Here is a 26,682-nt window from a genome sequence, read left to right on the forward strand (position 1 = left end):
GTAGCTGAGGGCTTTTTCATGCCGCGATTGAAGTCGTGAAGTCCGGGTAGCTGATCGCTTCGCTCGGTATCCCCAAACCGACCGCCAACTTCCGAAGCGTGGCCGGCGAAACCTGCCGTGCACCCTTCTCCACGTGCGACAGGGTGCTTTTGGAGATGTCCGCACGGGCAGCTAGGTCGGTCTGACGAATCCCGAGCGCTTCGCGGATGACCCGGACGGCCGCGCCGTTGACCCTGAGTTTCATCGGTGTAGTTTGCATACGTCAAGGCTACGCAACTATGCGCAACTTAAGCAACTATGGCAACTAAAAAGTTTCGTATTTCGCGTCAGGGCAGGCAAATCTGCCTTGCGAAGTTGCTAAAAGTTGCGCTACGGTAGGGCTATGAAAATTAGCTCGGACGAACTCCGTCTTGCGCGCGACCACATGGATCTGACGCAGGCTGAAATGGCAACCTTTCTCGGAATATCGCCGCGAACCGTAGTGAACTGGGAGACGCACGGGGTGCCGCCGTCCAAAGTAGAGCGCGTGTACCGCCTGATCGGTCAGCAACTTCACGAGGCTCAGGCGCTCAAGGTGTTCATGGAGGAATCCGCGGCGTCACCGCACAACGATGAAGATTATGCGCGATGGCTGAGCCAGCATCCGCAAGACGAAGAAGAGCCGGCTCCGGGTATGAGCACGGAACAACGCCGGGCGCATTTGCTCCAAGCCTTCACCGACTCGGACCTCCTCAATGAGTTGAAATCGCGCGCAATGCGGAGGGGAGATCGCCCGTCCAACTGGAACGCCGCCCGAATGGAGCGCTACCAGCGCTTCGTCGCGCCCAAGTGGGGCGACGAGGATGATCCGGACTACTCCAAAATGTCAGACCAAGAGGCTTATGATCTTGCGGCCTACAAGGGGGAACCGAATATTGAGCATGACGAGTTGCCGAACGAAACCTAGGATCCTGGCCCAGGAGATGGGTGTACGCGTCCGGTTTGCAGCAACGCCGCCGGGGTGGTGGGGCGCTTACGATCACAGGAGGCGGCTGGTGACGCTGCGTCCCGGGCTGGGCGTGATCCAGGAGGACTGCACGCTGATGCACGAGCTCGGCCACGCCCATTACGGGCACGTTGGAGTTACCCCGAAGCAGGAGTTGCTTGCTAACCGGTGGGCTGCTTATCGGCTCCTTCGTTTCCACGATGTAGTGGCTGCCGCTGGGTCTGAGCGGCGGGCGCATGAGGTGGCGGCTGCCCTTGGAGTGCTTCCGAGCGTCCTCGATACGTACATGAAGACGCTGACCGTGGGGCAACTGTCTGAACTCAGGACTGCGGCCGAGGCACGGGTTGCGTAACGCAGAAAAGCCCCCGCCGTCGCAATGACCGCGGGGGCTATTTTGTGTCTAGGCTTCGAGTATCCCGGTGAGTGCGGTTTCGACCATTGCGGCTGCGCGGAAGTGCGCGTCCGGCACAAGGTGTCCGTAGGTCTTGGTCGTCGTGATGATCGACTCGTGGCCCAGCCGGTTAGCCAGCTCGTAGAGGTTCATTCCGCCGGCGATCATCATCGATGCGTGCGAGTGGCGGATGTCGTGGATCCTCGGCCGGCGTTCGAGAGCGAGGTCAGCAGCCTTCACGGCGTCGTACCAGGCGTCGAGCCATTGGCGGTGCTGCGGGTAGACGTTTGTGCCGGGCGAGATAGTAAAGACGGGCTGGTTGCGGGGGGCAGCTTCGACACGGGCCCGGATCGCGTTCACAGTGGACGGCGCCAAGGCTACGGTGCGCCGAGCCTTCTTGGTCTTCGGTGCGCCGATCGCCCATCCGTCTTCCATCTCCTGATAGGCCTTCATGATCCGCACAGAGGGTGTAGCGGCGTCCAGCTGGAAGTCTGCCCGGGTGAGTGCTGTTGCCTCGCCCAGGCGGAGCCCTGAGCCGATCAGAAGCCGCCACATGGGGTGGTGCCATTCGTCGGCGTGCTCGATGATCGCGTTTACCTGCTCCATCGCGAGGAACATGGCCTTGTCTTCGGTGGCGTCGTCCTTCGGGAGCAGACGGCCGTTGCAGGGGTTATCCGGGCGGAGGCGGCGTCGGACGGCGGAGTTCATGGCGGCGTGGACGAACCCGTGCACGTTGGCGACGGTCTTCGGGGAGCACCCCTTCTTCGTCATGGCCTTGATCCAGCGGATCAGGTCGTCTTCGGTGATCTGATCCACGGGCAGGTGTCCGATGCCGGCGAAGTGGTTCTTGATGTAACCGCGGTACCGCTTGACGGTGTACTCGCGGACGTTGATCAGCCGCTCAATGTGGCCGTTAGCGACATCCTCGAATGAGGGGGACCGGGAGACCTGACGGAGTAGAGCCGTTTGCGCTGCCTGGGTATCGTGTTTGACCGCTTCGAGCAGGCCCTTCCACTGCACGGCGGCCGTCTCAGTGGCCAGTGTTTGCCTGTGTCTGGAGCCTTTGTCGTACCACTCGACACGGTAACTGGTGATGCGCCCTGCGCTGTTTTTCCGTGCCTCGATGGTCGCCATAGAAGTCGACTTTAACAGTCCGTGGGGGGATTTTCGAGGTATTTGGGGGGAAGCCCGGTAACTTCGTTGAGTTACCGGGCTTCCCGGGGCGGAGACGGGGGGATTTGAACCCCCGGTGGAGTTGTGCCCCACACTTCATTAGCAGTGAAGCCCATTCGGCCGCTCTGGCACGTCTCCAATTGCTATTACTAGCCAACCAAGGATACGCAGAAGCGGCCATGCAGTGCAAAACGGTCGACGCACGGCGCCGCGGCGGGAACCTAGACGGCCCGTCCCGCCAGGGCGCGCCAGAGGAAATGCTGGCTGCGGCTCTGCAGCGCCGCAGCCTGGCGGTTGTCCGAGGCTCCCGCGTGGCCGCCCTCGAGCGCTTCGTGGAACCACACATTGGGGATGCCCATGGCCTGCATCCGGGCGGCCATCTTCCGGGCCTGCACGGGACCCACCCGGTCATCCGACGTGGCGGTCCAGATGAAGGTTTCCGGGTACTCCACCCCGTCCCGGAGCAGGTGGTAGGGCGAGAAGGTCCGGATGAACTCCCACTGCTCGGGCACGTCGGGGTCGCCGTACTCGGCAATCCAGGAGTACCCGGCGGACAGCTTGCTGTACCGGCGCATGTCCAGCAGCGGGACCCCGCAGGACACCGCGCCGAACAGGTCCGGATACTGGGTGAGCATGTTCCCCACCAGCAGGCCGCCGTTGGAGCCGCCCACGCAGCCGAGCCGCTGGCGGGATGTCACGCCGCGCGAAATCAGGTCCTGCGCGACGGCGGCGAAGTCCTCGTACGCGCGGTGCCGCTTGTCCTGCAGCGCGGCGCGGTGCCACGCCGGGCCGTACTCCCCGCCGCCGCGGATGTTCGCCACGACGTAGACCCCGCCGCGGCTGTGCGGCGCGTCCCCGTCGGCGCCCGCGGATTCCTCGGTGCGCCGCTCCAGCCAGGCCCGGCCGACGGCGCCGCTGTAGGCCGGGGTGCGGGAAATCTCGAATCCGCCGTAGCCGGAGAGCTGGGTGGGGTTCTGCCCGTCCAGCACCAGGTCCTTCGCGGCGATCTGGAAGTAGGGCACCCGGGTGCCGTCCTTGGATACCGCAAAGTGTTGCTGGACTTCGTAGGCCTCTTCGTCGAAGAACGACGGCGCGGTCCGAACCACCTCGTGCGTGCTGACGACGCCGTCCACGCCGGCGCGGGTCAGCGTGCCGCGGGTCAGCGTGCTCGGCGTCGCAAAACCCGTCGCGACCAGCCAGAAGTCGTTCCCGGCGTCGCCGTCGTCCTCGTCGTCGACGGCGTAGGCGTTGACGTCATGCAGCGGCGGGCAGGCGTCCAGCACGCTGGAGGCCCAGGCGACGTCCGCGCCGGGCCGCTGCGGATCCAGCACCCGGATCTCGGAGGACACGTCCCTGAGCAGGTTCAGCAGCAGGAAGTCCCGGGTCCAGCTCCAGGACTGCAGGGAAGTGTGCGCGTCCGGGGTGAACAGCACGGACAGTTCCCGGCTGCCGGCCAGGAAGCCCTCGAAGTCCGCCGCCAGCAGCGACCCGGCCGGGTAGCTCGTGCCATTGACGGTCCAGTCGCCCTGGGGCCGGAAGAGCAACCATTCCCGGTGCGAGCTCAGGTTCACGTCCTCGGGCACCTCCAGATCGACCCAGACGCCGTCGCGGAGCACCGAAGTGCGCTTTTCGAAGAAGCTGATCCAGTCCACGGCGAAGGTCCGCTCGAAGCCTGGGGTGGAGTCGTGCGCCAGGAGCGCCATCATGTGGTCTTCCGGGATTTCGAAGAGCCGCTCGGCCGCGGCCAGGGACTCGCCACGCCGCAGGACCACGCCGGTCCGGGCATACGAGGAGCTGGTCCGCGGCAGCCCGTCGGCGGTGCTCGCGACCAGCAGGGTGTCGGCGTCAAGCCACGATACGTTGCCCTTCGCCGTCGGCAGGTCGAAGCCGCCCTCCGCGGGGTCAACAAAGCTGCGGGTCTCGACGTCGAACTCGCGGTAGCGGTTCGCGTCGCCGCCGTCGGGGGAGAGCGCCAGCAGGGCCAGCCGGTGCGGTTGCCCGGCGGCGGGGCGGAGGAAGCTGGCGCCGTGGAAGACCCATTCCTCTCCCTCGGCCGCGGCCAGGGCGTCGACATCGAGCAGGATTTCCCACTCCGGCGTACCTTCCCGGTAGCTCTCCCAGTCCGTGCGCCGCCACAGGCCTTTCGGGTTGTCGCGGTCCTTCCAGAAGTTGTAGTACCACTGGCCGTGTTTGCCCACCATGGCGATCCGGTCAGTGGAGTCCAGGACCTCCAGGATCCGGTTTTCGAGCTCGCCGTATTCGGCGTCCTCCAGCAGTTCCTCGGTGCGGGCATTTTGTTCCCGGACCCAGGCCAGCTGCTCCTCGCCGTAGATTTCCTCCAACCAGATGTTCTCGTCGACGGGCTCGGGGGCGGTCCCGGACAGCGCGCCGGAGGGCTCGCCGGGCGCGGTGGGGTACTCAGCTGAAGAGATGGTCATGGGCCCATCCAAGCAACACGGGTGCAGGGCAGGCAAGTCAAGGCGGCGGCCCGGATGCGGATACGCTGGATGCCGTGGGTAAATCGCAGAGCATCCGGACGGCATTGATTGGCGCCGGACCCCGCGGCACCAGTGTGCTGGAGCGGCTGCTCGCCAACTGGGTCCCCGCGACGCCGGACGCGGCCCTGCACATCGATGTGATCGACCCCTATCCGGCGGGCCCGGGCCACGTCTGGCAGCCCGGACAGTCCCGCCTCTACCTGATGAACACGCAGTCCTTCTATCCCACCGTGGTCCCGGAGGATCCGGAGCTGGCGGCGCCGCTGGCCGGGGGCACCTTCGACCAGTGGCGGGACCTGCAGCGCAGGGACCCGCAACCAGGGCTGTCCGCCGAGGAACGCGCCGAGTTGGCCGGACTCGGGTCTGCGGACTTCCCCAGCCGCGCACTGTACGGGCGCTACCTGAGGTCCACGCTCGAGGAACTGCTGGAGAAGCTGCCCGCCGGCGTCACCGTCGATTTCCATCAGGCCAGCGCGACGTCGGTCCGGTCGGCCGCCGGCCCCGGCCACGCCGGGTTCGACGTCGAGCTTGATGACGGAACCGTGCTCAGCGCCGGGTCGGTGGTGCTGGCGCTCGGCCACCTGGAGTCCCGGCTCAACCCCGAGCAGCGTGAACTGCAGGCGGCGGCGGACGAGCTGGGATTGAAGTACCTGCCGCCGGCCGCCCCTGCCGACGTCGATTGGTCCGGGATCCCCGCGGTGCAGCCGGTGCTGGTGCGCGGCATGGGCCTAAACTTCTTCGACGTCATGGGCCAGCTGACCGAAGGCCGCGGTGGCAAATTCCTGCCCGCACCGGACGGGGCCGGCCTGACGTACCTGCCCTCCGGCCGGGAACCCCTCATCATTGCCGCCTCGCGCCGCGGAACCCCGTACCGGGCGAAGGCGACCCTGGACGGCTACTACCCGGCGGCGGTGTCGCTCAGGTACTGCACCGAGGACGCGCTCTCGAAGTTCGCCGCCGCCGGAATCCTGCCTGCCTTCGACCACGACCTCTGGCCGCTGCTGCACCGCGACGTCGTATGGGCGTACTACTCCACCCTGGCGCGCTCGCAGCCCGACGCGGTCGGCGCTGATCCGGCCAAATTCCTGCACGCACTGGAGGAAGCGCTGCAGCCGCACGCCCACTCCACGGTGAAATGGGAGGAGGCCGCCGGCGCACTGATCGACGCCCATGTCCGCCAGACCTACCGGCTGGACCTGCTGGGCCTCGCCGCGCCGCTGGCCGGCCGCTCGTTCGCGTCCCGGGCGGACCTGGATGCCGCCGTCGTCGATTATCTGCTCGACGACGCGCGGCGCTCCGCGCTCGGCGAGGAGGACCCGGTCAAGATGGCGATCGGCGCCCTGCATCACGGCCGGGCGGTGCTGAAGACGGCGGTGGCCGACGGCGGCATCACAGACGAGTCATGGGTGGCCGGCCTGCGCGGCTGGTTCGAATCGATCGTGGAGGGGCTTGCCAGCGGTCCTCCGGCCCTGCGTGCCGAGCAGCTCGCGGCCCTGGCCCGGGCCGGCGTGGTCAGTTTTGTGGGTCCCGACCCCAAGTTCGACGTCGACCGGAAAGCGAAAGTGTTCACGGCCGCCTCGCCCTGGGTGGCTGGCCGGGACGGGGACGGCGGGGGCAAGGTGCAGGCCACGGTGCTGATCGAAGCGCTGGCCCCGGCCAACCGGGTGGCCGTCAACGCCTCCCCGCTGCTGGAGCAGTTGCTCGCGGACGGCCTGGTCCGCCCGCGCCTCATGATGAGCGCGGAAGGCTCGCCCGTGCAGAGTTCCGGGCTGGACGTTGTCCCGCATCCTTACCGGCCCGTCGGCGCGAACGGGTCCGTCACGGACGGGATCTATGTGTTGGGCCTGCAGCTCTCCGCCGCGCAGTGGGGCACCGCCATCGCAGCCGAGGCGCGGCAGCGGCGGGGCCCGGTCTACCGCAGCGGCCAGCGGACGCTGCGCGACGCCGACGACATCGCCCGGGACATCCTCGGCCGGTAGCGCGCTGGGCTGCCGCGGACTTGGCTGCCACCGACTGGGGCCGCCGGCCCTGCAGCCAGCCCCCTTGCAGCCAGACGCCCCCCGTGAAGTCCGCCAACAAAAAGTGAGCATGCTCCCTCCCGGGACCGGGCAGTGGACTCTTGCACAATCTGTCCACCGCTCCGGCCATGGGAGGGGCATGCTCACTTTGGCAGGCTACGGGATTAGCCCCGCAGGCACTTCTGGTACTTGACCCAGGCGATCGTGTACTTGATCCAGCCGGCGATGTCGTACCACTTGGTGGGCGGCACGGGCGCGGTGCACTGCGGCGGGACGGGCACGGTGGCCTTGACCACCACGTCCGCCTTCACCACGGTGCCGGACTCGACGGCGGTGAGCACCAGGGTGCCCGTCCCTGCGGCGGCGCCGGCAGGCACCTTCTTATCCACAGTGGCCGCGCCGGCCGTAACCGGCACGGTGCCGAGGCCGGTCACGGTGCCCGCGGCGTCGGTGAACTCGGCCCGCAGCGAGGTGTTGGCCGGGCTCCCCAGCGAGGTGAGGTCCAGCTTGGAGACCGCCAGGGTGATGGAGTCCCCGCTCTTGACCTCGGCCGCGGTGGTGTTCGCCACGGCCGCCGAGCGTCGGGCGAAGTCCGGCGAGACGGGGTTGTGCGTCTGCAGGTACTTGATCCATGCGTCACGGTCCACCAGCCCGGAGTCCTTGGTGCCGGTGCCTGACGTGAAGATCCGGAAGTTGTCGCCACCGGTGGCCAGGAAGCTGAACGTGCCGATCCGGTAGGACTTCGCCGGGTCGATCAGCGCACCGTTGACCCGGATCGCGGTGACCCGGTCACCCGCGGTGCGGGCGGCGTCGTAGGTGTAGTTGACGTTCTTGGACAGGCCCAGTTGCTGGTAGGCGCGGCTGGGGACCGTGCCGTCCGGGTTGGTCTGCCACTGCTGCTCCAGCAAGGTCTTGAACTGCGCGCCCGTGAGCGTTGTGGTCCAGAGGTTGTTCACGAACGGCAGCACCGCGTTGGCCTCGGCGTAGGTGATGGTGCCGTCCGGGGCGTAGTACAGCTCGTTGCGCAGGCCGCCGGGGTTGACGACGCCGATCTCGGCGGCGCCAAGTTCCGGCGCCTTGAGGGCGTCGACCAGGGAGTCGGCCACGAGGTTGCCCAGGGTGGATTCGCTGGCGCGGTCGTCACGCACGGCGGGGGAGCCGGCGAATGCCGTCGTGATGTCCGCAGTGACCTTGCCGACCGGCTGGTTGCCGATCACGGCTGCGTCGGCGACCGCCTTGTCCACAATGGCCTTGACCGCGGCCACCCGCGGGTAGGCGGCGACCAGGTCGGCCGCCGGGTCCGTGGTGCGCTTGACGTTGGCCGCCTTGTAGCCGGTGACGGACATGGTCTTGGTGTCGATGGTGAGCTGGATCTGCCCGATGAACTCGCCGTAGTTGCCGGTCTGCACGATCGGACGGGTCTTGCCCGTGGGCTGCCCGGCTGCATCCAGCACCGGCGCGTCCCACGCGTACTGCTTGTGCGTGTGGCCGTTGAAGATCGCGGCAACGTCCGGGGTGACTTCGTGGACCATCTTGGCGAAGGGGCCGCCGGCGGCGACTTCCTGCTCCAGGGTGGCGCCTTCGGGAGCACCGGAACCGGCGCCGTCGTGGTTCTCCACGATGATCACGTCGGCGAGCTTGCCAGCCTTGAGTTTCGCGGCGACCCGGTTGATGGCATCGACGGGATCGCCGAACTCGAGGTCCGTTATGCCGGCAGGGGTGACCAGCGACGGTACTTCCTGGGTGACGGTGCCGATCACGGCGACTTTGATCCCGTTCATGTCCAGCAAGGTGTATTCGGGCAGCGCCGGCTCGGTGGTGCCCTTCTTGTAGACGTTGGCGCCCAGGTACGGGAACTTTGCATTGCTGCCGCCGGCGATGACGCGGTCGCGCAGGTCGGCCCAGCCGCCGTCGAACTCGTGGTTGCCCACGGCCGAGGTGCGGAGGTCCAGGGCGTTCAGCACATCGATGGTCGGCTGGTCCTTGGCCACGGCCGAGGCGAACAGCGAGGCGCCGATGTTGTCTCCGGCGGAGAGGAACGCAGTGGCGCCTGGGGCCGCGGCGGCCCGGAGCTTCTCGATCGTTCCGGCGAACTGCACGGTGTTGGAATCGATGCGGCCGTGGAAGTCGTTGATGCCCAGGAAGTTCAGGTCAACGCTGGCCGGGGTTGCTGTGCCAGCTTCCAGGTTGAGCCCGACGACGACCGGGTCGTGGTCGCTGGCGCGGAACTGGTCCGGCGCGTAGTAGTCGGTGACGTTGTTGTTGTAGCGGCTGTATTCCAGGGCTACGGATTCCACCGAGTTGATGTTCCAGATGTCCGCGCCGGTGACGACGGCATTGGCCGCCGGTGAGGCGAGGATGTGGTCCAGTGAGCCCACGAGGCCACCGTAGAGGTAGGAGTGCTTGGCGCTGCCGTCGGCGTTCTTGGCCTTGTCATCCTGGTTGACGTAGCCGGCCGCCGTGAGGACGTTGATCGGGTCCTCCTTGGCGTAGGAGTTGAAGTCGCCGATCAGGAAGACCTTGTTGGTGCCCTTGGACTTCTGCAGCTCGTCGGCGAAGGCCAGCAGGGACTGCGCCTGGGCGGTGCGGGCGAGGTTCGAATTGCCCTGGCCCTTGTCAGTGTCATCCGGTGTGGCCGCCGAACCTTTGGACTTGAAGTGGTTGGCGATCGCGATGAACTTCTTGTCGTCGGAGGCGCCGACGGGTTTGAACACCTGGGCCAGCGGCTTGCGGGCGCTGGCGAAGGCTACCGTGTCGTTGTGGATGATGGATTCGCCCACCGGTTCGGCCGCGGCCTTCTTGAAAATAAAGGCGGTGCGGATCATGTCCTCGTCGGCCAGCGGGGGTGCGTTGGCGGGGGTGCGGACGTAGTCCCAGATGCCCGGCGTGGCGATGTTCAGCGCGTCAACCAGCTTGGCCAGGGCGTCGTCCCGGTTCTTGCCGAACTGGGCCGAGTTCTCGACCTCCATCAGGGTGACGACGTCGGCGCCGGACGTGGAGATGGCGGCAACGATCTTGTCCTGCTGGCGCTTGAAGCTCTCGGCGTTCGCGGCGCCGCGGACGTTGCAGCCGCCGCTGACGGTGATGGGGTTGCCCGCCCGGTCAGTGTAGAACTTGCAGGCGGTGACCTGGTCGCCGGTGGTGGGGAAGTAGTTGAGCACGTTGAACGAGGCGAGCTTCAGGTTGCCGCCCACCGACGTTGGGGCCTCCGCGCGAGTGGCGCCGAAGCCGGCCGGCTGGACCGTGTCCGCGTTGTCGGCGGTCAGCTGGGTCAGCGGCTGGAACTTCCAGGAGCTGTTGGCGTAGCTGAGCACCACGTTGGTCTTGAATGTCACCGGCGCGCCCACCCGGACGTGATCCGCGGTGGTCAGGTACGGCAGGGTCAACGCCTTGTTGGCGGCGTCCTTGAGGAAGTTGGTGCTGGCGCCGTCGTCGAGCTTGATGCCGCGGGCGGCGTTGGCCGCGACGGAGGCGGTGTACTCGGCGGAGCCATAGGGGGCGACGGCGGTGGGCTGCTCCAGCGGGGTGGTGCCGCCGGCCAGGCCGATTTCTCCGTACTGGTTGAGCGAATAGTTGTCCGCTACCGTGACCGGACCCTGCGGCGTCAGCAGCATGGCTTCCAGGGACTCACGGAACGCCTCGTCGGCCGGGAGGGCGAAGCCGGTGGCCTTGACCTCGGGGGCGGCCTCGGTCAGCTTGGTGACCGCGGTGGCGTTGAGCTGGGTCATGCCGTAGTACTCGGCAACGCTGCCTGTGACCTCGACGTAGTCGCCGATCTGCACCGCGGCGACGGCGGATGGCGCGTAAACGAAGATGGCGTCCGATGCTGTGTGGTTGGACGGGGTCAGATCGCCGCCGGTCCCGGGAGTCTGCAGGTAGAAGCCTGCGAACCCGCCAGTAGGAAAGGACGCGGTGACCTTGCCGCGGGTGGTAACGGAGGATCCGGCCAGCGGACTGGCCGTGCCGGTGCCTTGGATCTCGGCAATGCTCTTGGCTGCCGGGGGAGTAACCGGTCCGGGGTCAACCGGGGCGGCTTCACCGTTGACGGCCTTGGGGGTGATCGCTGCGTTGAGGGCGAAGTCCGCGGCGTTGTTGTTGCTGTCAACGCCGTTGCTGCGGTTCAAGCTCTTGACGTCCGTGTTGCCCGACGGCGCCGTTGCCGCCTGGGTTTCGAAGGTGGTGGAGGTCCCGTAGCCGAGCAGGTCGGCGACGTTCGCGGGTTCGACGACGGAGCCGGTGCCCAGCGGGTTCAGGGTGGTGGCCTGCGTGGCCAGGACGATCGTTCCACCCGCGCCGGCCGAGTTGAAGCCGGTGGCGGTGACGTCGGCGGCGGGGAGCTCCAGTCCGGCGGTGCCGTTGCTGCCGCCCTTGAGCAGGAAGTAACCCTTGGCGGGGACGGTGCCGGACAGGGGCACCGTGGTGCTGGGGGCGGTGGTGCCCGTGGCGGAGCGGTACTGGAGGGACCAGCCGTCCACTGCGACCGGGCTGTTGGAGGTGTTGTACAGCTCGACGAATTTGTTCTTGTAGGCTGCTCCGGCGCTGCCGCCGCTGAGGTAGGCCTCATTGATGATCACTGGCGAAGTTCCGGCGGCCGCCGGTGAGATTTCCAGTGCGGCGGCGGGCAAGGCCGTCAGCGGCGCTGCGATGAGCCCCGCGGACAGGGCTGTGCCCAGCGCTGTTTTCCAAGGTGTGTTTTTCATCCGCTCTAACTCTCATGAGGGTGCCCGGGTAAGGGCTGGGTTGAGTGTGTCCGGGTGATGGCCCGCGGACCGGCCGGTCTGCTCCTGGTCAAGCAGATTCCGGCACAGCAAAACAGGGGTGAATGAACACAAGGTGGATTGCATGTGCATTCGGCGAGGCGGCCCCCAGCGGAACGCCTCGCAGCCGGCACGGAACCCCAACAAGGTGCCCCAGCGACGGTGTTGGTAGAGCATATTTTTGAGTGCCCGGCCCCCACTGGCCCGGGCAATCAAAAGAATACCGGCCAGTATCCGCAGGGGAAGCGGGTGGCCGGTATTACTTATCGCAGTTTTTCCAAAGGATTTTAAGCGGGTGGTGTTGACTCAGCGTGCGGGGAGGCGGAAGGGCTTCCGCGGGCGGCGCTCACGCTTGGTTGAAGCGGACCATGTTTCCGGACGGATCGCGAAAGGCGCAGTCCCGCGGCCCCCACGGCTGCACGACAGGTTCCTGGAGCACCTCCGCCCCGGCCGCGCGGACTGCCTCGAACGTGGCATCGAGGTCGTCCGTGCGGAAGACGATCACGGGCAGGACCCCCTTGGTGAGCAACTGCTGGAGCGCGTCGCCGTCGTCCTGGGAACGGCCGGCGTGCGGGGGAGAGAGCACGATCTCCAGATCAGGCTGTGCGGCGCTGCCCAGGGTGACCCAGCGGTGGCCGTCCGAGCCGACGTCGTTGCGCACCTCCAGGCCGAGCGCATCGCGGTAAAACGCGAGCGACTCGTCGAGGTCGTTGACAGTGATTTGTGCGTACTGCAATGAAATGTTCATGACTCCCACGCTAGGGGAGCGGCGGAATTGATGCTTCTTCAATCCTGCTCGGCTTCCGCGACGGCCGCGTGTGCTGCCGTGCCACGCACGACGGCATCGCCTTCACCGCGTGGTGCTCCCTGGCCCGGTACGCGCTGGGCGGTACGCCGACGATCTCGGTGAACCGGGAACTGAACGAGCCCAGCGAGGTACAACCGACTTCCATGCAGGCGTCGGTCACGCTGGCACCGGCGCGCAGCAGCGCCATGGCCCGCTCGATCCGCCGGGTCATGAGGTAGTTGTAGGGCGTCTCGCCATAGGCCGCCTTGAACTGGCGGGAAAAGTGCGCCGGGGACATCAGGGCGCCGGCTGCCATGGTGGGCACGTCCAGGGGCCGGGCGTAGTCGCGGTCGATCAGGTCACGCGCCCGGCGCAGGTGGGCCAGGTTTGCCAGCTCCTGCGGTGTCATGCCGCCAGTTTAGCGCCGTCAGTGAGTGGAAAGTCAGCTGGTCCGTTCAGCCTATGAAGGCTGGCCCTGCTCCGCGGTGCGCTCGCGGAAGACGAGCACCGGGCAGTGGGCGTGGTGGACGGTTTGGCTGGACACGGACCCAAGCATCATGCCGGCGAATCCGCCGTGGCCGCGTGAGCCTACGGCAACCAGCTCGGCTTCCCGGGAGGCGTCCACAAGCGCCGCGGCGGCACTGCCCTGCACCAGGCGTCCGCTGATCTCCGCGCCCTGATTGCCGACGCGTGCGAGCTCCGCCTCGAGTATGGTCCGGGCGTCCGACTCGAAGATCGCGTAGTCCCAGGCCTGGCCCAGGGCGTCGCTGACGTAGGGGAAGCTCCATGCCGCCAGGGCCAGCACCTGGCCACCGCGCAACCTGGCTTCTTCCACCGCCCAGTCCAAGGCCGCCTGGGACTGCGGCGAACCATCGACCCCCACCACGATCCTGAATACCCGGTTGCCGGTCATGAGTCCTCCGCTTCATTGATGGGTCCCGGGAACTGCAGGGATACCTCATCTTGGCACTGCCGGCGGCGATCCGGGAGGGTGCCCCCTCCCACGTCGCCAGGCCTAAGTCACCAGGCCAGGGATTTTGCCTGGCGCGGTTTGATCGCCGACGTCTGGCCGCAGTTCGAGCAGGTGATTCGGTAGCTCTTGGATGTGGTGAAGACGGGGATGAAGAACAGGGTGAACTTGGTAGCGCGTTGCTGCAGGCGGTGGTGCACGAACTGGCCGCAGCGCTGGCAGGTGGCCGGCCGGCCGGGCAATTCGTTGAGCACGGTTTTGAGGCCGAAGAGGAGGAACATGGGTGACACCTTTCGTGGGTGGTCAGGCCTTCGGCGAGAGACGGGCGGCGAGGCCCGTGAGCAGGATGGTGATGCCTTCGTCCAACTCGGCTTTGCCGTCGTAGTCGACGAGGACCGGTGCAAGGGTCCGGAGGCGGGGGAAGTCCTTTGGCGGCAGGCGGTGCAGGCCCAAGCGCAAAAGTGCTTCGTTCTCCTCCGGGTCCACGATGAATTCCTGTAGTTCATTGAGGATGTGGCCGTACAAGTAGCCGTAGTAGGCGCGGTAGACGTGGAGCGCGTCGGCCGGGGCGAAGCCGGCGTCGATCAGCAGCGAGAGAATCTGTTCCAGGGGGCGCAGGGTCCCCAGCGGTCGCAGGCCCAGTGGTGTGGACAGCGGCCGGGTCACCAGCAAGGGAACGACATTGGGGTGCCGGAGCGCGAGGTCGCGCAGATCGTGGGCGATCCGCCGGAGCTGCGCCTGCCAGTCCGGGTCATCGGGGAAGATGGCCAACTCGTTCAGGACGAGCTCGGAGACACCGTCAAGCAGGGCGGCACGGTTTTCGGCGTAGCGGTACAGGCTCATCGGGTCCCGGCCCAGTTCCTGGCCGAGCCGGCGCATGGTGAGCGCCTCCAGGCCTTCGGCGTCAACCAGCGCCAGCGCCGTGCACAGCACCAGCTCCCGGCTGAGGCGAGTCTTCGGGCCGGGGGCCGGGGAGGGCGCCAGCTTCTCTGCGGGGGACATGGGATTCCGATCCAGTTGTGCGGTGCCGGTCCCAAAACGGGCCGTCCCCGGAAGGTGAGTCAGCAGCTTGCCTACAATGAAGTCTACGCCTATTGTCTACAGTGTAGAGAAATTGCGGATGCCTCCCGCGGCATCCCAAACCGCTTGGCGGCCCGTGCGTGGCGTTCAAGTATCTGCTGCTGTAGCCCTCGGCGGCACTAACACGCACCCAGCGGAAACGAGCCATCATGGCAGATTCGCAATACGACCAGTTCCTCCTGGAAGCCACCACTTCGGACGCCGCATCCGGTTCCGTCCTCGGACGGGATTGCCTTTACGGGGTCTACACAAGCTGGTGTTTCCTGTCCCGGAGCGTGCCCCGGCCCGAAGATGCCTTCTGGGCAGCCATGAAGGAGAAAAGGATCCGTCCCGGGCACACGCCACTCCGCATGAAAGGCCCCGCAGCCGCGGACTACATTCTCTCTAGCTTCCCCGGGCTGGTGTGAGGCGGAAGGCCGCGCTCAGCCGCCGACGGGACAGGTGAGGGACGGGACAGGTGAGGCCGGTGGCGGCAATCTTTCGATCGCCGCCACCGGCCTCAACTTCGCGCAATCCCTGCGCACCCGCGGAAGGTAAGAGATTCGAACTCTTGGTACGGGGTTACCGCACACTGGTTTTCAAGACCAGCTCCATCGGCCGCTCGGACAACCTTCCCTAACGAGTAGTGTTTCATAGCCGGTCAGTAGCCACAAAAAAGCGGCGGCGCTCGCTTGCGGCGCCGGTTTGGGCACATACTCTGGAAGCAGGCGTTGCCCGCGCCGTGTGCTGCGGGCGCCTTGCCTGCAAGCCATTAGTTAGGAATTGGGAGTACTCCATGAAGGCTGTCTACATCTCCGCGCCCGGTGGTCCGGAGGTCCTGGAGCTTCGTGATGTCCCCGCGCCCGTTCCGGGCCCGGGCGAGGTGCTGATCGACGTCGTCGCCGCCGGCCTCAACCGGGCAGATGTCCAGCAGCGCAAGGGGTTCTACCCCCCGCCCCCGGGCGCTTCCGACATTCCCGGCCTCGAAGTTTCCGGGCGGATCGCCGGATTCGGTCCCGGCGTCACCAAGCCCTTCTCCGTCGGGGACAAGGTTGTCGCGCTGCTGGCCGGCGGCGGTTACGCCGAAAAGGTCGCGGTACCCGCCGGCCAAGTGCTGAGGATTCCCGACGGCGTGGACCTCGTGACGGCCGCCTCGTTGCCGGAGGTCGCGGCCACCGTCTACTCCAATCTGGTGATGACGGCCCAGCTGCAGGCGGGGGAGACCGTACTAATCCATGGGGCCACCGGCGGCATCGGCACCATGGCAATCCAGCTGGCCAAGGCCCTCGGCGCGCACGTGGCCACCACTGCCGGCACTGCCGAGAAGGTGGGCACCGCAAAGGCGTTCCTCGGAGCGGACATCGCGATCAACTACGCGGAGGAAAGCTTTCCGGAGAGCCTGCGTGCCCAGAACGGAGGCAAGGGGGCGGATGTCATACTCGACGTTGTCGGGGCCAAGTACCTCGGGCAAAACGTGGACGCCCTGGCCGACTACGGCCGGCTCGTCGTGATCGGCCTGCAGGGCGGCACCAAGGCTGAGTTGGACCTCAATATGCTGCTCCGGAAGCGGGCGGCCATCATCGCCACGTCGCTCCGGCCCCGGCCGGTGGAGGAAAAGACGGTCATTATGAACGCGGTTCGCGACGCCGTCTGGCCGCTGGTGGCCGACGGCCGGATTCGGCCGCTGGTGGCCAAGACGTTCCCGCTGGACCAGGTCCAGGCGGCGCATCGCTACTTCGATTCCGGCGAGCACGTTGGCAAGGTCCTGCTCGTCACCTAGCCGAACGTGACGCAAAACATACCCGGATTGGCATATGCAATGTCGCTGCCGGGGGCAAACGACGATAATGTAATTCCATACGCGGTATACACGCGTCTTGGGGCGCGTGTATGCCGTCGTCCTGCTACCCTCGGGGACACCATGTCTATCCGCTACAGCCTCCTCGCGCTGCTGCAGGACCGGCCGCGCTACGGGTACCAGCTCAGGACCGAATTCGAGGACCAAACCGGGGCGTCCTGGCCGCTGAACATCGGGCAGGTGTACACCACCCTCGACCGCCTCGAACGCGACGGCCTGGTCCAAAAAGACGGCGCCGACGGCGAAGGGCACGTCATTTACAGCATCACCCCGACTGGCCTGGATCAGGTCCGGGACTGGTTCCGCGCGCCCGTCGGCCGCGCCAACCCGCCGCGCAACGAACTCGCCATCAAGCTCGCGCTCGCCCTCACCCTGCCCGCCGTCGACGTTGGCGGCCTCATCCAGGCGCAACGCGCCGTTTCCATCCGGGCGCTGCAGGAGTACACCAAATCGCGGCGTGAAGCCGTTGTGCACCCGCGCCCTGAGGACACCGCGAAGCTCCTGGTCCTGGACTCGCTGATTTTCCAGACCGAGGCCGAGGTCCGGTGGCTGGATCTCTGCGAGGCGCGCCTCATGCAGCTGGCCGGCCCGGCCTGACGGCAGTACCGGTGTGACGCCGTTCACCGCGGACTCCGCACCGCTGGGCGAGCGGTGCGGCGCGGCGGGCCCGCGGCCGTATCCTTCGGGAAGCGGCGTTGGTAAGGTGCCATGGGGCAGATCCGATTGTTGATCAGCCACACGGGGTTTCTCAAGGAGGAGACATGGGCACAATGCCAGACGGCGGGCCAAATACCGCACAAATCGACGACGGCATCACACCGGTACCGGGCCTTCCGGCCACGGCCGTCGACGAGTCCGTCCGCGAAGCTGAAGAGCGCAAGTGGACGCCCGCGAAAATCGCCCTCTGGGCGGCCATCGCACTGCTGGGCGGCGTCGCCTGGTTCATGCTCGCGATCGTCCGCGGCGAGACGGTCAATGCAATCTGGTTCGTGTTCGCCTCTGTGTGCACCTACCTGATCGGCTACCGCTTCTATTCCAAGGTCATCGAGCGGTACATCACCAAGCCGAACGACCGCCGCGCCACCCCCGCCGAATACAAGGCGGACGGCAAGGACTACGTCCGCACCGACCGCAACGTGCTGTTCGGGCACCACTTCGCCGCCATCGCCGGCGCCGGACCCCTCGTCGGCCCGGTCATTGCGGCCCAGATGGGCTACCTGCCCGGCACCATCTGGATTATCATTGGCGTCGTCCTTGCCGGCGCCGTCCAGGACTACCTGGTCCTCTTCTTCTCGATGCGCCGCGGCGGCCGCTCGCTCGGCCAGATGGCCCGTGAGGAACTCGGCGTGATCGGCGGCACCGCCGCCCTCGTCGCCACCCTGCTCATCATGGTGATCATCGTCGCCATCCTGGCGCTCGTCGTCGTCAACGCCCTCGGCGAAAGCCCCTGGGGTGTCTTCTCCGTCGGCATGACCATTCCGATCGCCCTGTTCATGGGCGTGTACCTGCGCTACCTCCGTCCCGGCAAGGTCATGGAAGTCTCCCTCATCGGCTTCGTGCTGCTGATGGCCGCCATCATCGGCGGCGGCGCCGTGGCCGGCACCGAGTGGGGTGCGGCGGTCTTCCACCTGGACAAGGTCACCATCGCCTGGGGCCTGATCATCTACGGCTTCATCGCCGCCATCCTGCCCGTGTGGCTGCTGCTCGCACCGCGCGACTACCTCTCCACCTTCATGAAGATCGGCGTGATCGTGATGCTGGCCCTGGCCATCATCATTGTCCGGCCCGAAATCACCGTGCCCGCGTTCAGCGAATTCGCCTCCCGCGACAACGGACCGGTCTTCGCCGGTGCCGTGTTCCCCTTCCTCTTCGTGACCATCGCCTGCGGCGCCCTCTCCGGCTTCCACGCCCTGATCTCCTCCGGCACGACGCCGAAGCTCATCGAGAAGGAACGCCAGACCCGCCTCATCGGCTACGGCGGCATGCTGATGGAATCGTTCGTCGCCATCATGGCGCTCGTGGCAGCGATCTCGATCGACCGCGGCATCTACTTCGCCATGAACGCGCCGCTCGCCCTGACCGGCGGCACGGTCGAATCGGCAGCGCAGTGGGTCAACAGCCTCGGCCTGGCCGGGGTCAACATGACGCCCGATGTCCTGGCCCAGACCGCGAAGGACGTCGGCGAGCAGAGCATCATCTCCCGCTCCGGCGGCGCCCCCACGCTCGCCGTCGGCCTGGCCCACATCATGCAGCAGTTCATTGGCGGCACCGCCATGATGGCGTTCTGGTACCACTTCGCCATCATGTTCGAAGCGCTCTTCATCCTGACGGCGGTCGACGCCGGCACCCGCGTCGCGCGCTTCATGCTGCAGGACTCGGTCGGCAACTTCGTCCCGAAGTTCAAGGACCACTCCTGGCGGCCGGGGGCATGGCTCGCCACCGCGGTGATGGTCGCCGCGTGGGGCGCCGTGCTGCTGATGGGCGTCACCGACCCGCTGGGCGGCATCAACACCCTGTTCCCGCTGTTCGGCATCGCCAACCAGCTGCTTGCAGCCATCGCCCTGTCCGTGGTCCTGGCCATTGTGGCCAAGCGCGGCACCTTCAAATACCTCTGGATTGTGGCGCTGCCGCTGGCCTTCGCGGCCGTCGTCACCATCACCGCGAGCTTCTACAAGATCTTCTCGCCGGTCCCGGCCGTCGGGTATTTCGCCAACAACGCAGCGTTCGCCAAGGCACTTGCCGACGGGAAGACCTCCTTCGGCACGGCCAAGACGCAGGCTGCCATGGAAGCCGTGGTCCGCAACACGATGATCCAGGGCTGGCTCTCGATCATCTTCGTGGTGCTGAGCATCATCGTGATCGTCACGGCCCTGATCGCCACTGCTAAGGCCTTCCGCAACGCCTCGGCCGGCATCCCCAACGTCGAATACGAGGATCCGGCGCAGCCGTCCCGCGTATTCGCGCCGGCCGGGCTGTTCCCGACCGCCGCGGAACGCGAACTGGATGCGGAGTGGAAGAAGCTGCCGGCAGACCAGCGGCTCGAACACTCCGCACGGCACTGACGGTTGCTGCCATGAATGCACTCGTAGCGGGATTCCGGGGCTTTGCCGAGTACTTCAGCGGTGTCCTCGGAGCCGACGCCTACAAGAAGTACCTGGAGCACCACCAGGCCTCGGGCCACGACGGCCAACCGATGTGCGAGCGTGACTTCTGGCGCGACCACACGGACCGCCAGGACAGCAATCCGCAGGGCCGCTGCTGCTAGGGGGCCCTCTCCCTGCCGGAGGCGCCGTTGGGAACACCCGTTCCCGGCGGCGCCTTCTGCTGTTACCGGCGCCGGAACCGGGCCCGACACCCGAGCCCGGAACCGATCGTCATGCACCGCGGCCCACCGTCTCCGCGCGTGAGAGTATGAACCCATGAGCGATCCGATCGACACTCTGCCCGGCGACGACAACCCGATGGAGGGCATCGCCACGCCCGCTCCAGCGCAGGACGCCTCCGCTGCCGACGCGCCGGCCCGCGGACCCGCCCCGCGCCTGTCCGATTCGCCCGGGCAGGCCCCGCGCGGCCGCGCAAGCCACCTGCAGGACCTGGTGGACGAACCGGCGAAGGTCATGCGGATCGGCACCATGCTCAAGCAGCTGCTGGACGAAGTGAAGTCCGCCCCCCTGGACGATGCGGCCCGGATCCGGCTGGCCGAAATCCACGAACGCTCAATCAAGGAACTTGAAGACGGACTGGCCCCCGAACTGGTGCAGGAGCTCGAACGGATCCACCTCCCGTTTACCGAGGACGGCACCCCCTCCGACGCTGAACTGCGCATCGCGCAGGCCCAGCTGGTCGGCTGGCTCGAAGGTCTCTTCCACGGGATCCAGACGGCGATCGCGGCCCAGCATGCCGCCCGGGAACACGCTGCCGCGCAGCTGCAGCTCCGCCAGCTGCCGCCGGGCACCATGATCGCGCCCGGCGTCGTCATCGGGGAAAACGGTGAACCCCAGCGGGCCGCCGAACCGCAGCCCGGCGCAGATCCCACGCAGCCGGCCCGCCCAGTCGATCCGGACCACGGTCCCGGCCAGTACCTCTAGGACACCGTTGGGATTCTTCAGCGCCGCGCGGCAGGGACGCAAGGACGACGCCGAACTCGGGAAGGGCCTGTGGCGGCGCGCCCATGACCGGTTCGTCCGGGGACTGGACCGTTACCACCAAGTGCTTGAAGGCGTCGAGGACGAGGCACTCTATGCGGAACTGGTCGAGATCGCTAACGAACTTTCCGACCTTGCCGTCCGGGTCCGGCGGATTTGCATGGAAGCGCAGCGCCGCTCGCCCAGTGACGGCCTCGACATCCCCGGGGCGTTGGCCGGCGTGCACCGCTCGCTGTCGACGGCGGGCAACTCGCTGGCCATGACGGCGGAAGCGGCGGCCATGCTCCGCCTCGCCGTCGGGCCGGTGCCGGTGGGCGCCGCGTCCGTGCGCCGCCGCGCGGAGACGGTCGTGGAACACATTGACGACGCCGAACGCCGCCTGGCCGAGGCGGCCTCCCAAAGCTGATGACGGGCACCCGGGCCGGATATTCCGGGTTACGCGCCTAGCTTAGCGGGGGCAAAACACTGGCATCGTGCGAAGCGACTCGGCAGGATAAAAAGATGACTTCTTCTCCTGAACTGACATTCAACAACGGCAACACCATTCCGCAGCTCGGCTACGGGGTCTGGCAGGTCGAGGACGACGTGGCCGAAAAGGTCGTCGTCCAGGCCTTCGAGGCCGGCTACCGGCACATCGACACGGCCAAGATCTATGGGAACGAAGCCGGCGTGGGCCGCGCCATCGCCCGCTCCGGGCTCAAGCCGGAGGAAATCTTCATCACCACAAAGCTGTGGAACGCGGACCAGGGCTACGAGTCCACACTGAAGGCGTTTGAGGAATCCATGGAACGCCTCGGCCTCGAGACCCTGGACCTCTACCTCATCCACTGGATGCAGCCGAAGCAGGACAAGTACGTGGACACTTGGAAGGCGCTCATCGAACTGCAGAAGCAGGGTCGCGTCAAGACCATCGGCGTCTCCAACTTCACCAAGGAAGGGCTGCAGCGCCTGATCGACGAAACCGGCGTCGTCCCGGCGATCCACCAGATCGAGCTGCATCCGTTCTTCAACCAGGCGGAGCTGCGTGAATTCAACGCCTCCAAGGGCATCCTCACCGAGGCATGGTCACCCCTGGGCCAGGGCGGCGAGCTGCTGGAAAGCCCGGTTATCGCCCAGATCGCAGCCAAGCACAACGCCACTCCGGCGCAGGTGGTCATCGCCTGGCACCTCGCGATCGGCAACGTCGTGATCCCCAAGTCGGTGACCGAATCCCGCATCCGCGAGAACTACGAGGCACTGGACGTGACCCTCGACCAGACCGATGTCGAGGCCATCAACGGCCTGGACCGCTCCGCTGAGGGCGCTGGCCGCATCGGCGCAGACCCGGCGGTCTCCGACTTCGCCTAGTCGGATCCAGCCGGTAACGAAAGAGCGGTTCAGGGTCTCGTTGGCCTTGGACCGCTCTTTTTTGTGGGGCGTTGCGGGCGTGACCGGCGCGGCTCCTTCGCACCGTCAGCCGGCAGCGTTGCAGGGGGCGATGGGGGCGGCTTCGCCTGAGATGGCTTTGAGGGCACGGATCTTCGCAATGAGGGCCCGCGTGCCGGCGTCCTTTTCCAGTTGTGCGTAGATTGGGGCTGCCGCGGCTTCAAAGGCCGCGATCTGCGCCGCGGTTGCTTCCACGATCGTGCCGCCTTGGTGGCAGTACGCGGCTGCTTCGTCGCCGGTGTGGAGCATGGATCCCGTCACCGCGTCCCGAGTCTTGGCGGCCGCCTCCAACAGGATCCGCCGGTCGTCCGCCGCCAGGTGCGAGTTGGTGTTGGTGTTGATCACCAGCGAGTTGACCTTCACGTACAGGGGCAGGTTACCGGTGGTGGTGCTGGGCTGTGGAAAGGTCCCGGCTCGGGTGAAGGACGACTCGGCGGCCTTGACGGTGCCCTTGTCTAGGGCGTCGGTGAAGAGATCACCGGCAAGGGGCTGGGGGCTGGCCCCCAGCGCCTTCAAGGTTGCATAGCCCGTACTGGAGCGCGGCGCGCGGACCACTTTGCCGGCGAGCTGGGCCGGCGCCGTCACTGGCCCGTCAAAGGAGAAGAGCATCCTGGGCCCGTCCGGCAGCAGGGCCAGCCCGGTGAGTCCGACCGCCTTCAGGCCCGCCATCATGCCGCCCGCGATCTCGGGCGCGACGATCTTGGTGACCACCTCATCCGAGGGCCTGAGGAACGGGGCGGAGAGGGCCGCGAAGGACACGACGCCCTCCGACTCCCAGGTCCGGGTGGGGATCAGTGCCATGTCGAAGTCGCCGCCCTCGGTGGACTGGGCTACTGCCTGATCCCACGCCCCCGCCTCGTCGGCGGCCGCCTTCAGTACGAGCTCGATCCGCATGCTGCCCCGGGAGATTTCCTGCACCTGCCGGGTGAATTCCTGGATCTGGGCTGCGGAACGGCCGTCCGGTCCGCCGGCGGTGGCCAAGGTCAGGACCGTTGCATCGTCGGCGTATCGTTGGTCCGCCGGGGGAGGACCGGCAGGCGTCCCGCAACCGGCGGTCGCCAGAACAATGGTCACCGCCGCCATTATCGCTCCGCCGCGAAACTGTGAATTCATGCTGGCCTCCACGCCCGGATCCAGAGGCGAGTTCCTCCACCGCAGCAGCCACCGGTGGAGACGAAGCCTCCACCTTGAAAGCTACTCCCTTCGGCCCTCGCCCAACAGACCGGCGGCCATGCCGGCAGGAAACGTCGGACGGGCAGGGCCTGGCGGCCGCTCCTGCCCTCGGCCAGCAGGCGCCGTCCGGTCCTAGGCGGCGGCCCGGGCCTGGCGGGGGTGTACGGCGTCGACGATCGCCCAGCCGTCCTCGTCGAGGAGGCGGCGGCTGGCAAAACGCTCGGCCGACGTGGCGTCGTCGAAGGTTTCGGTGCGGACGCGCCCGCAGTCGGTGTCCAGGTAAGTGACTTCCCAGTGCAGGTCTTCTGCATGCTGGGCTGCTGTTGGCTGGGCTGCTGCAAAATCCTGATGCTTTTCCATGAATTAAGTCTGCAACCGGCCTCTGACAGTAAGCGGTCATCCTCCCGGCGTGTTGCCCAGCCGCAGCACGCGTTCCCGGGCAAGGTCCTCCCGGCGGCGGGCCTTATCGGCAGCACGGGCGGCCTGGTGCGCGGCAGCAGCAGCCGACTCCGCGCGCCTGCGGGCCTGCCGCAGCCCGGCCTCGGCCTGCTCCAGTTGTTCCTTCAGCCTGCCCGCCTCCTCGGCCAGCGCGGTCGCGTCCTCGTTCGCGTCCTGTAGCTCCGCGCCCGTGCGTTCGGCTTCCGTGGCGCTGGAGCGGGCGTCGTCGGCGGCCTGCTGCAGGGCGGCCTGGGCACGTTCCCTCGCCGACGGGGTGGGTGCCGCCCGCTCCTGCCGGACCGCCCGGAGCCGCGGCTGCTCAGCAGCCGGCGGGGTGCCGGGCCGCCGGGCCGGGGGTGGAGCAGCCGCAGGCACGGCCCATGCGGCCTCCGGAACGGCAACGGCGCCGTCGAGGTCTACGACGTCGACGCCGTCGGCGGAGAGCGCCCGCAGCAGCCGCCCGCTCCGGACGGCGGCAGCGGCGCCCTCGTCAGCCGTGGCCGCGCGCAGGGTCTGTTCCACTTCGGTTGCGACGGTGCCGCTGATCTTCCGCCCCTGCTGCTCCGCCACGGTGCGGGCCGCGTCGACGGCGCCGGCCAGCATGGTCCGACGTTCCCGCGACAGGCTGCGGAGCGCTGCCGCGTCGAGGTTCGCCTGGGCCCGGCGCATGGCGAGTCCCAGCTCGACCAGGTCACGAAGTGTTTCGGGCCGCTGCCAAGCGAGCATGTTGACAGCCCAGGCACCCACCGAAGGCTTGGGCAGGGAGCGCACCTCGGCGGCGCGGGAACGCAGCTCCGGCGCCGCGGAGAGCAGGTCCTTGGCCGCGGCATTGCGGCCCGCGACAAAGGCGTCGAACGGCATCGCATAGAGCTGCGCCGCAATGTCCGCGAGCTCACGTTTTGCCATGCAAGAATCATAGAAGCTCCGGCCCCCCACCCCGGGGGCGCGCAGCCCACGTCCACCGTAGGAGATTCCACGTGATTGAAATAGGCGGGCTCCCGGCCCACATCCTCCTGGTCCACGCCGTCGTGGTGCTTGGCCCCATAGCCGGCCTCGCGGCCATCGCCTACGCGGCGGCGCCCCGCTGGCGCAGGTACCTGGCCTGGCCGTTGGGGGTCCTCTCGCTGGGGCTGGTTCCGGTCGCTCTCGTCACCGCGCAGGCGGGGGAGCAGTTGCAAAAGGCCCGTCCGTCGACGGAGTTGGTCCGGGAACATGCCGAGCAGGGTGATGTGCTGAAGGTTGTTTCGGTCATTTTTTTCGTGATTGTCGCGGCGATGATCGTGGTGAGCTTTGAACCGATCGGCCGCCGCCTCGCCTTCCTCGGCAGCCTGCGCGAAAACCGGGTCCTGCGGACCGTCCTGCTGGTGGCCGGGGCCTTGGCCGGCGCCTTCTTCGTCTACCAGAGCGTCATCACCGGGCACTCCGGCGCCGCGTCGGTCTGGGCGCGCTGACAGGGCGGACTGCCCAAATTAGGGCGCGCCCCCTGGGGCGGCACGGGCGTCAGACCCGGCGAGCCCGCCGCACCGTCATCAGCAGCAGCACCAGGGCAACAGCCTGCAGGGCGGCAACCGCCGCGATCAGCGCAGGGGAGGCCCCGTAGAGGGCGCCGTAAAGCGCACCGCCGGCCAGCGCGCCGGCTCCCTCGAAAGCCGCGAAGACCCCGTAGGCCGATCCCTGCCGCGACTCCGGCACGAGGTCGGCTACCAGCGCTTTGACGGTAGAGTCCTGGATGCCGGTGGCGGTGCCCCAGATGGCCACGCCGGCCAGCACAAGGGCGACGCCGGGGGAGAACGCCAGCACCGGAATGGCTGCAATGAGCACGGGCAGTGCCAGCAGCACGGCCGGGCCCAGCTTGTCGTAGAGGAAGCCGCTGCCCAGGGCGCCAAGCGCGGCTGCGCCCATGGCCGCGGCGTAGAGCAGCGGGACCACCGGAGCGGGAACCGCCACCGCAGTGGTCAGGTGGTAGGAGATCACGCCGAAGGCCACCAGTCTCGCGCTCCAGAAAAAGGCGCACACCGCAAAGAGCAGAAAAACCCCGGAAAGCAACGACGGCGCCCTGCCGGCGGTGCCGGGAACCGTCTCCCGCGCGGGGTCCCCGCCGTGGTTGCCCTCCGTGGCAGCGGGGTCATCCGGTTCAGGACTTGGGCGGGGCCCCGGGTCGGCAGCCCGGCGGCGCAGCCCGAACAGCAGGGTCAGCGCCATCGCTGCCGGAACGGCGAGGACTGCGAACGCTGCCGAGATCACGCCAGTGGCCGCCAGCACGGCCGCCACGATGAGCGGTCCCAGGAGCGCCCCGGCGAGGTCCAGGGACTTGTGCACGGCGAAGCCCCGCCCGCGGCCCACCTGCTTGGCGGCGGAGGCGAGCAGCACGGTCTTGGCCGGACTCCGCACTGCCTTGCCCACACGGTCGCCGATTATCAGGGCCGAAGCCAGAACCAGTCCGGCCGCGCCCGCGGCCGGGGCGAAGGCCAGCAGCGGCACGCAGAAGGCTGTGAGCGCGTACCCCGCCAGCGTGAAGGTCCAGTACTTGCGCGTGCGGTCCGCCCACGGCCCAAAGACCAGGCGCAGGCCCTGCGCCGCGGCCTCGGCCCCGCCGGTGACGAGCCCCACCAGCAGCGCGGAAGCGCCGAGCTGGGCCAGTAGCGGTCCGGCGAGGGGGCGGGCGCCGTCGGACACGACGTCGGTCGCCAGGCTCACCAGCCCGAAACTGACCACCGTTCCCCACGGCCCGCGTGCCCGAGCCGGCAGCCCGGCCGGCGCCGGAGAGTCGGGCACCTTGCGCTCAGGCCGGTCCATGTCCCTAGAGTCGCGGACGCGGCCGGCATTGACAAGGCCGGGCCTGGCAGGGGCCGGGTGCCTCTCGGCAGCCGTCCCGGGCGGCTTTGGAGCCGGGTTCGGCCCCTGCACCGCCAGCGCGCGGCGTGTCCGAGCCGAAGTCCCCCCGGACCGCACCCCGCAGACGGTCCGGCCCAGGTGGGCGGGCAGCAAAGAACCCCCGGAAACGG

Annotated in this window: 24 protein-coding genes and 2 tRNA genes; 11 read left to right on the forward strand and 15 right to left on the reverse strand. The window is 67.6% G+C overall.

The window, feature by feature from the left end; genetic code table 11:
* Nucleotides 1-16: 16 nt before the first annotated feature.
* The gene (locus ACUYM2_RS02960) at nucleotides 17-259 is read right to left on the reverse strand and encodes a helix-turn-helix domain-containing protein (protein ID WP_481598722.1); all 243 of its coding nucleotides are present in this window, start codon (nucleotides 257-259) and stop codon (nucleotides 17-19) included.
* A gap of 123 nt (nucleotides 260-382) precedes the next feature.
* Between ACUYM2_RS02960 and ACUYM2_RS02965 the strand changes: the two genes are divergently transcribed.
* Both ACUYM2_RS02965 and ACUYM2_RS02970 read left to right on the forward strand, forming a co-directional pair.
* Nucleotides 383-946, forward strand: a complete 564-nt coding sequence (locus tag ACUYM2_RS02965) for an antitoxin Xre-like helix-turn-helix domain-containing protein (RefSeq protein ID WP_481598723.1) — start codon at nucleotides 383-385, stop codon at nucleotides 944-946.
* Between the two features lie 16 nt (nucleotides 947-962).
* The gene (locus ACUYM2_RS02970) at nucleotides 963-1,337 is read left to right on the forward strand and encodes an ImmA/IrrE family metallo-endopeptidase (protein WP_481598724.1); all 375 of its coding nucleotides are present in this window, start codon (nucleotides 963-965) and stop codon (nucleotides 1,335-1,337) included.
* Nucleotides 1,338-1,385: 48 nt separating this feature from the next.
* Here the strand turns inward: ACUYM2_RS02970 and ACUYM2_RS02975 are convergent, their stop codons facing one another.
* The 3 genes from ACUYM2_RS02975 to ACUYM2_RS02985 all read right to left on the reverse strand — a co-directional run bounded on the left by ACUYM2_RS02975 (nucleotide 1,386) and on the right by ACUYM2_RS02985 (nucleotide 4,987).
* Nucleotides 1,386-2,510 (reverse strand): tyrosine-type recombinase/integrase, encoded by a 1,125-nt coding sequence (locus ACUYM2_RS02975; protein WP_481598725.1) that lies wholly within the window; start codon nucleotides 2,508-2,510, stop codon nucleotides 1,386-1,388.
* A gap of 89 nt (nucleotides 2,511-2,599) precedes the next feature.
* Nucleotides 2,600-2,687, reverse strand: a tRNA-Ser gene (locus ACUYM2_RS02980).
* 83 nt (nucleotides 2,688-2,770) lie between these two features.
* Entirely contained in the window at nucleotides 2,771-4,987 is a 2,217-nt protein-coding gene (locus tag ACUYM2_RS02985) for a prolyl oligopeptidase family serine peptidase (RefSeq protein ID WP_481598726.1), read from the reverse strand.
* Nucleotides 4,988-5,061: 74 nt separating this feature from the next.
* Between ACUYM2_RS02985 and ACUYM2_RS02990 the strand changes: the two genes are divergently transcribed.
* On the forward strand, nucleotides 5,062-7,026 hold the full coding sequence (locus tag ACUYM2_RS02990) for an FAD/NAD(P)-binding protein (RefSeq protein WP_481598727.1): 1,965 nt from the start codon (nucleotides 5,062-5,064) through the stop codon (nucleotides 7,024-7,026).
* Between the two features lie 203 nt (nucleotides 7,027-7,229).
* On the opposite strand, the gene ACUYM2_RS02995 is transcribed toward ACUYM2_RS02990, so the two are convergent.
* The 7 genes from ACUYM2_RS02995 to ACUYM2_RS03025 form a co-directional block, all read right to left on the reverse strand.
* Nucleotides 7,230-11,765, reverse strand: coding sequence for an ExeM/NucH family extracellular endonuclease (locus ACUYM2_RS02995; RefSeq protein ID WP_481598728.1), 4,536 nt, complete (start codon nucleotides 11,763-11,765; stop codon nucleotides 7,230-7,232).
* A gap of 403 nt (nucleotides 11,766-12,168) precedes the next feature.
* Nucleotides 12,169-12,570: a VOC family protein gene (locus ACUYM2_RS03000; RefSeq protein WP_481598729.1), complete on the reverse strand. Its 402-nt coding sequence runs from the start codon at nucleotides 12,568-12,570 to the stop codon at nucleotides 12,169-12,171.
* A 10-nt stretch (nucleotides 12,571-12,580) separates the two neighbouring features.
* Nucleotides 12,581-13,018, reverse strand: coding sequence for a helix-turn-helix transcriptional regulator (locus tag ACUYM2_RS03005; protein WP_481598730.1), 438 nt, complete (start codon nucleotides 13,016-13,018; stop codon nucleotides 12,581-12,583).
* A gap of 51 nt (nucleotides 13,019-13,069) precedes the next feature.
* Nucleotides 13,070-13,522: a universal stress protein gene (locus ACUYM2_RS03010; RefSeq protein WP_481598731.1), complete on the reverse strand. Its 453-nt coding sequence runs from the start codon at nucleotides 13,520-13,522 to the stop codon at nucleotides 13,070-13,072.
* 107 nt (nucleotides 13,523-13,629) lie between these two features.
* The gene (locus tag ACUYM2_RS03015; RefSeq protein ID WP_481598732.1) at nucleotides 13,630-13,860 is read right to left on the reverse strand and encodes a zinc-ribbon domain-containing protein; all 231 of its coding nucleotides are present in this window, start codon (nucleotides 13,858-13,860) and stop codon (nucleotides 13,630-13,632) included.
* Between the two features lie 22 nt (nucleotides 13,861-13,882).
* Nucleotides 13,883-14,581 carry a TetR/AcrR family transcriptional regulator C-terminal domain-containing protein gene (locus tag ACUYM2_RS03020; RefSeq protein WP_481598733.1) on the reverse strand — a complete coding sequence of 233 codons (699 nt, stop codon included), beginning with the start codon at nucleotides 14,579-14,581 and terminating at the stop codon, nucleotides 13,883-13,885.
* A gap of 605 nt (nucleotides 14,582-15,186) precedes the next feature.
* Nucleotides 15,187-15,274, reverse strand: a tRNA-Ser gene (locus tag ACUYM2_RS03025).
* A 160-nt stretch (nucleotides 15,275-15,434) separates the two neighbouring features.
* Here ACUYM2_RS03025 and ACUYM2_RS03030 point away from each other — a divergent pair.
* From ACUYM2_RS03030 to ACUYM2_RS03060, 7 genes are all read left to right on the forward strand, one after another.
* On the forward strand, nucleotides 15,435-16,418 hold the full coding sequence (locus ACUYM2_RS03030; RefSeq protein ID WP_481598734.1) for an NAD(P)H-quinone oxidoreductase: 984 nt from the start codon (nucleotides 15,435-15,437) through the stop codon (nucleotides 16,416-16,418).
* 141 nt (nucleotides 16,419-16,559) lie between these two features.
* Nucleotides 16,560-17,093: a PadR family transcriptional regulator gene (locus tag ACUYM2_RS03035; protein WP_481598735.1), complete on the forward strand. Its 534-nt coding sequence runs from the start codon at nucleotides 16,560-16,562 to the stop codon at nucleotides 17,091-17,093.
* A gap of 173 nt (nucleotides 17,094-17,266) precedes the next feature.
* Complete coding sequence (locus ACUYM2_RS03040) at nucleotides 17,267-19,558, forward strand: carbon starvation CstA family protein (RefSeq protein WP_481601386.1); 2,292 nt, start codon at nucleotides 17,267-17,269, stop codon at nucleotides 19,556-19,558.
* An 11-nt stretch (nucleotides 19,559-19,569) separates the two neighbouring features.
* Complete coding sequence (locus ACUYM2_RS03045; RefSeq protein WP_481598736.1) at nucleotides 19,570-19,761, forward strand: YbdD/YjiX family protein; 192 nt, start codon at nucleotides 19,570-19,572, stop codon at nucleotides 19,759-19,761.
* Nucleotides 19,762-19,915: 154 nt separating this feature from the next.
* Entirely contained in the window at nucleotides 19,916-20,584 is a 669-nt protein-coding gene (locus tag ACUYM2_RS03050) for a bacterial proteasome activator family protein (protein WP_481598737.1), read from the forward strand.
* Nucleotides 20,585-20,591: 7 nt separating this feature from the next.
* Nucleotides 20,592-21,047 carry a hypothetical protein gene (locus ACUYM2_RS03055; protein ID WP_481598738.1) on the forward strand — a complete coding sequence of 152 codons (456 nt, stop codon included), beginning with the start codon at nucleotides 20,592-20,594 and terminating at the stop codon, nucleotides 21,045-21,047.
* A 95-nt stretch (nucleotides 21,048-21,142) separates the two neighbouring features.
* Entirely contained in the window at nucleotides 21,143-21,988 is an 846-nt protein-coding gene (locus ACUYM2_RS03060; protein WP_481598739.1) for an aldo/keto reductase, read from the forward strand.
* A gap of 105 nt (nucleotides 21,989-22,093) precedes the next feature.
* Here the strand turns inward: ACUYM2_RS03060 and ACUYM2_RS03065 are convergent, their stop codons facing one another.
* The 3 genes from ACUYM2_RS03065 to ACUYM2_RS03075 form a co-directional block, all read right to left on the reverse strand.
* Nucleotides 22,094-23,179: a TRAP transporter substrate-binding protein gene (locus ACUYM2_RS03065; protein ID WP_481598740.1), complete on the reverse strand. Its 1,086-nt coding sequence runs from the start codon at nucleotides 23,177-23,179 to the stop codon at nucleotides 22,094-22,096.
* A 192-nt stretch (nucleotides 23,180-23,371) separates the two neighbouring features.
* Nucleotides 23,372-23,599 carry a hypothetical protein gene (locus tag ACUYM2_RS03070; RefSeq protein ID WP_481598741.1) on the reverse strand — a complete coding sequence of 76 codons (228 nt, stop codon included), beginning with the start codon at nucleotides 23,597-23,599 and terminating at the stop codon, nucleotides 23,372-23,374.
* A gap of 36 nt (nucleotides 23,600-23,635) precedes the next feature.
* Nucleotides 23,636-24,583: a hypothetical protein gene (locus ACUYM2_RS03075; protein ID WP_481598742.1), complete on the reverse strand. Its 948-nt coding sequence runs from the start codon at nucleotides 24,581-24,583 to the stop codon at nucleotides 23,636-23,638.
* A 71-nt stretch (nucleotides 24,584-24,654) separates the two neighbouring features.
* On the opposite strand from ACUYM2_RS03075, the gene ACUYM2_RS03080 reads away from it, so the two are divergent.
* Nucleotides 24,655-25,128 carry a DUF2231 domain-containing protein gene (locus ACUYM2_RS03080; RefSeq protein ID WP_481598743.1) on the forward strand — a complete coding sequence of 158 codons (474 nt, stop codon included), beginning with the start codon at nucleotides 24,655-24,657 and terminating at the stop codon, nucleotides 25,126-25,128.
* A gap of 49 nt (nucleotides 25,129-25,177) precedes the next feature.
* On the opposite strand, the gene ACUYM2_RS03085 is transcribed toward ACUYM2_RS03080, so the two are convergent.
* Nucleotides 25,178-26,473, reverse strand: coding sequence for an MFS transporter (locus ACUYM2_RS03085; RefSeq protein WP_481598744.1), 1,296 nt, complete (start codon nucleotides 26,471-26,473; stop codon nucleotides 25,178-25,180).
* Nucleotides 26,474-26,682 lie beyond the last annotated feature (209 nt).

The sequence above is a fragment of the Arthrobacter sp. SD1074B genome (genome assembly GCF_056780195.1).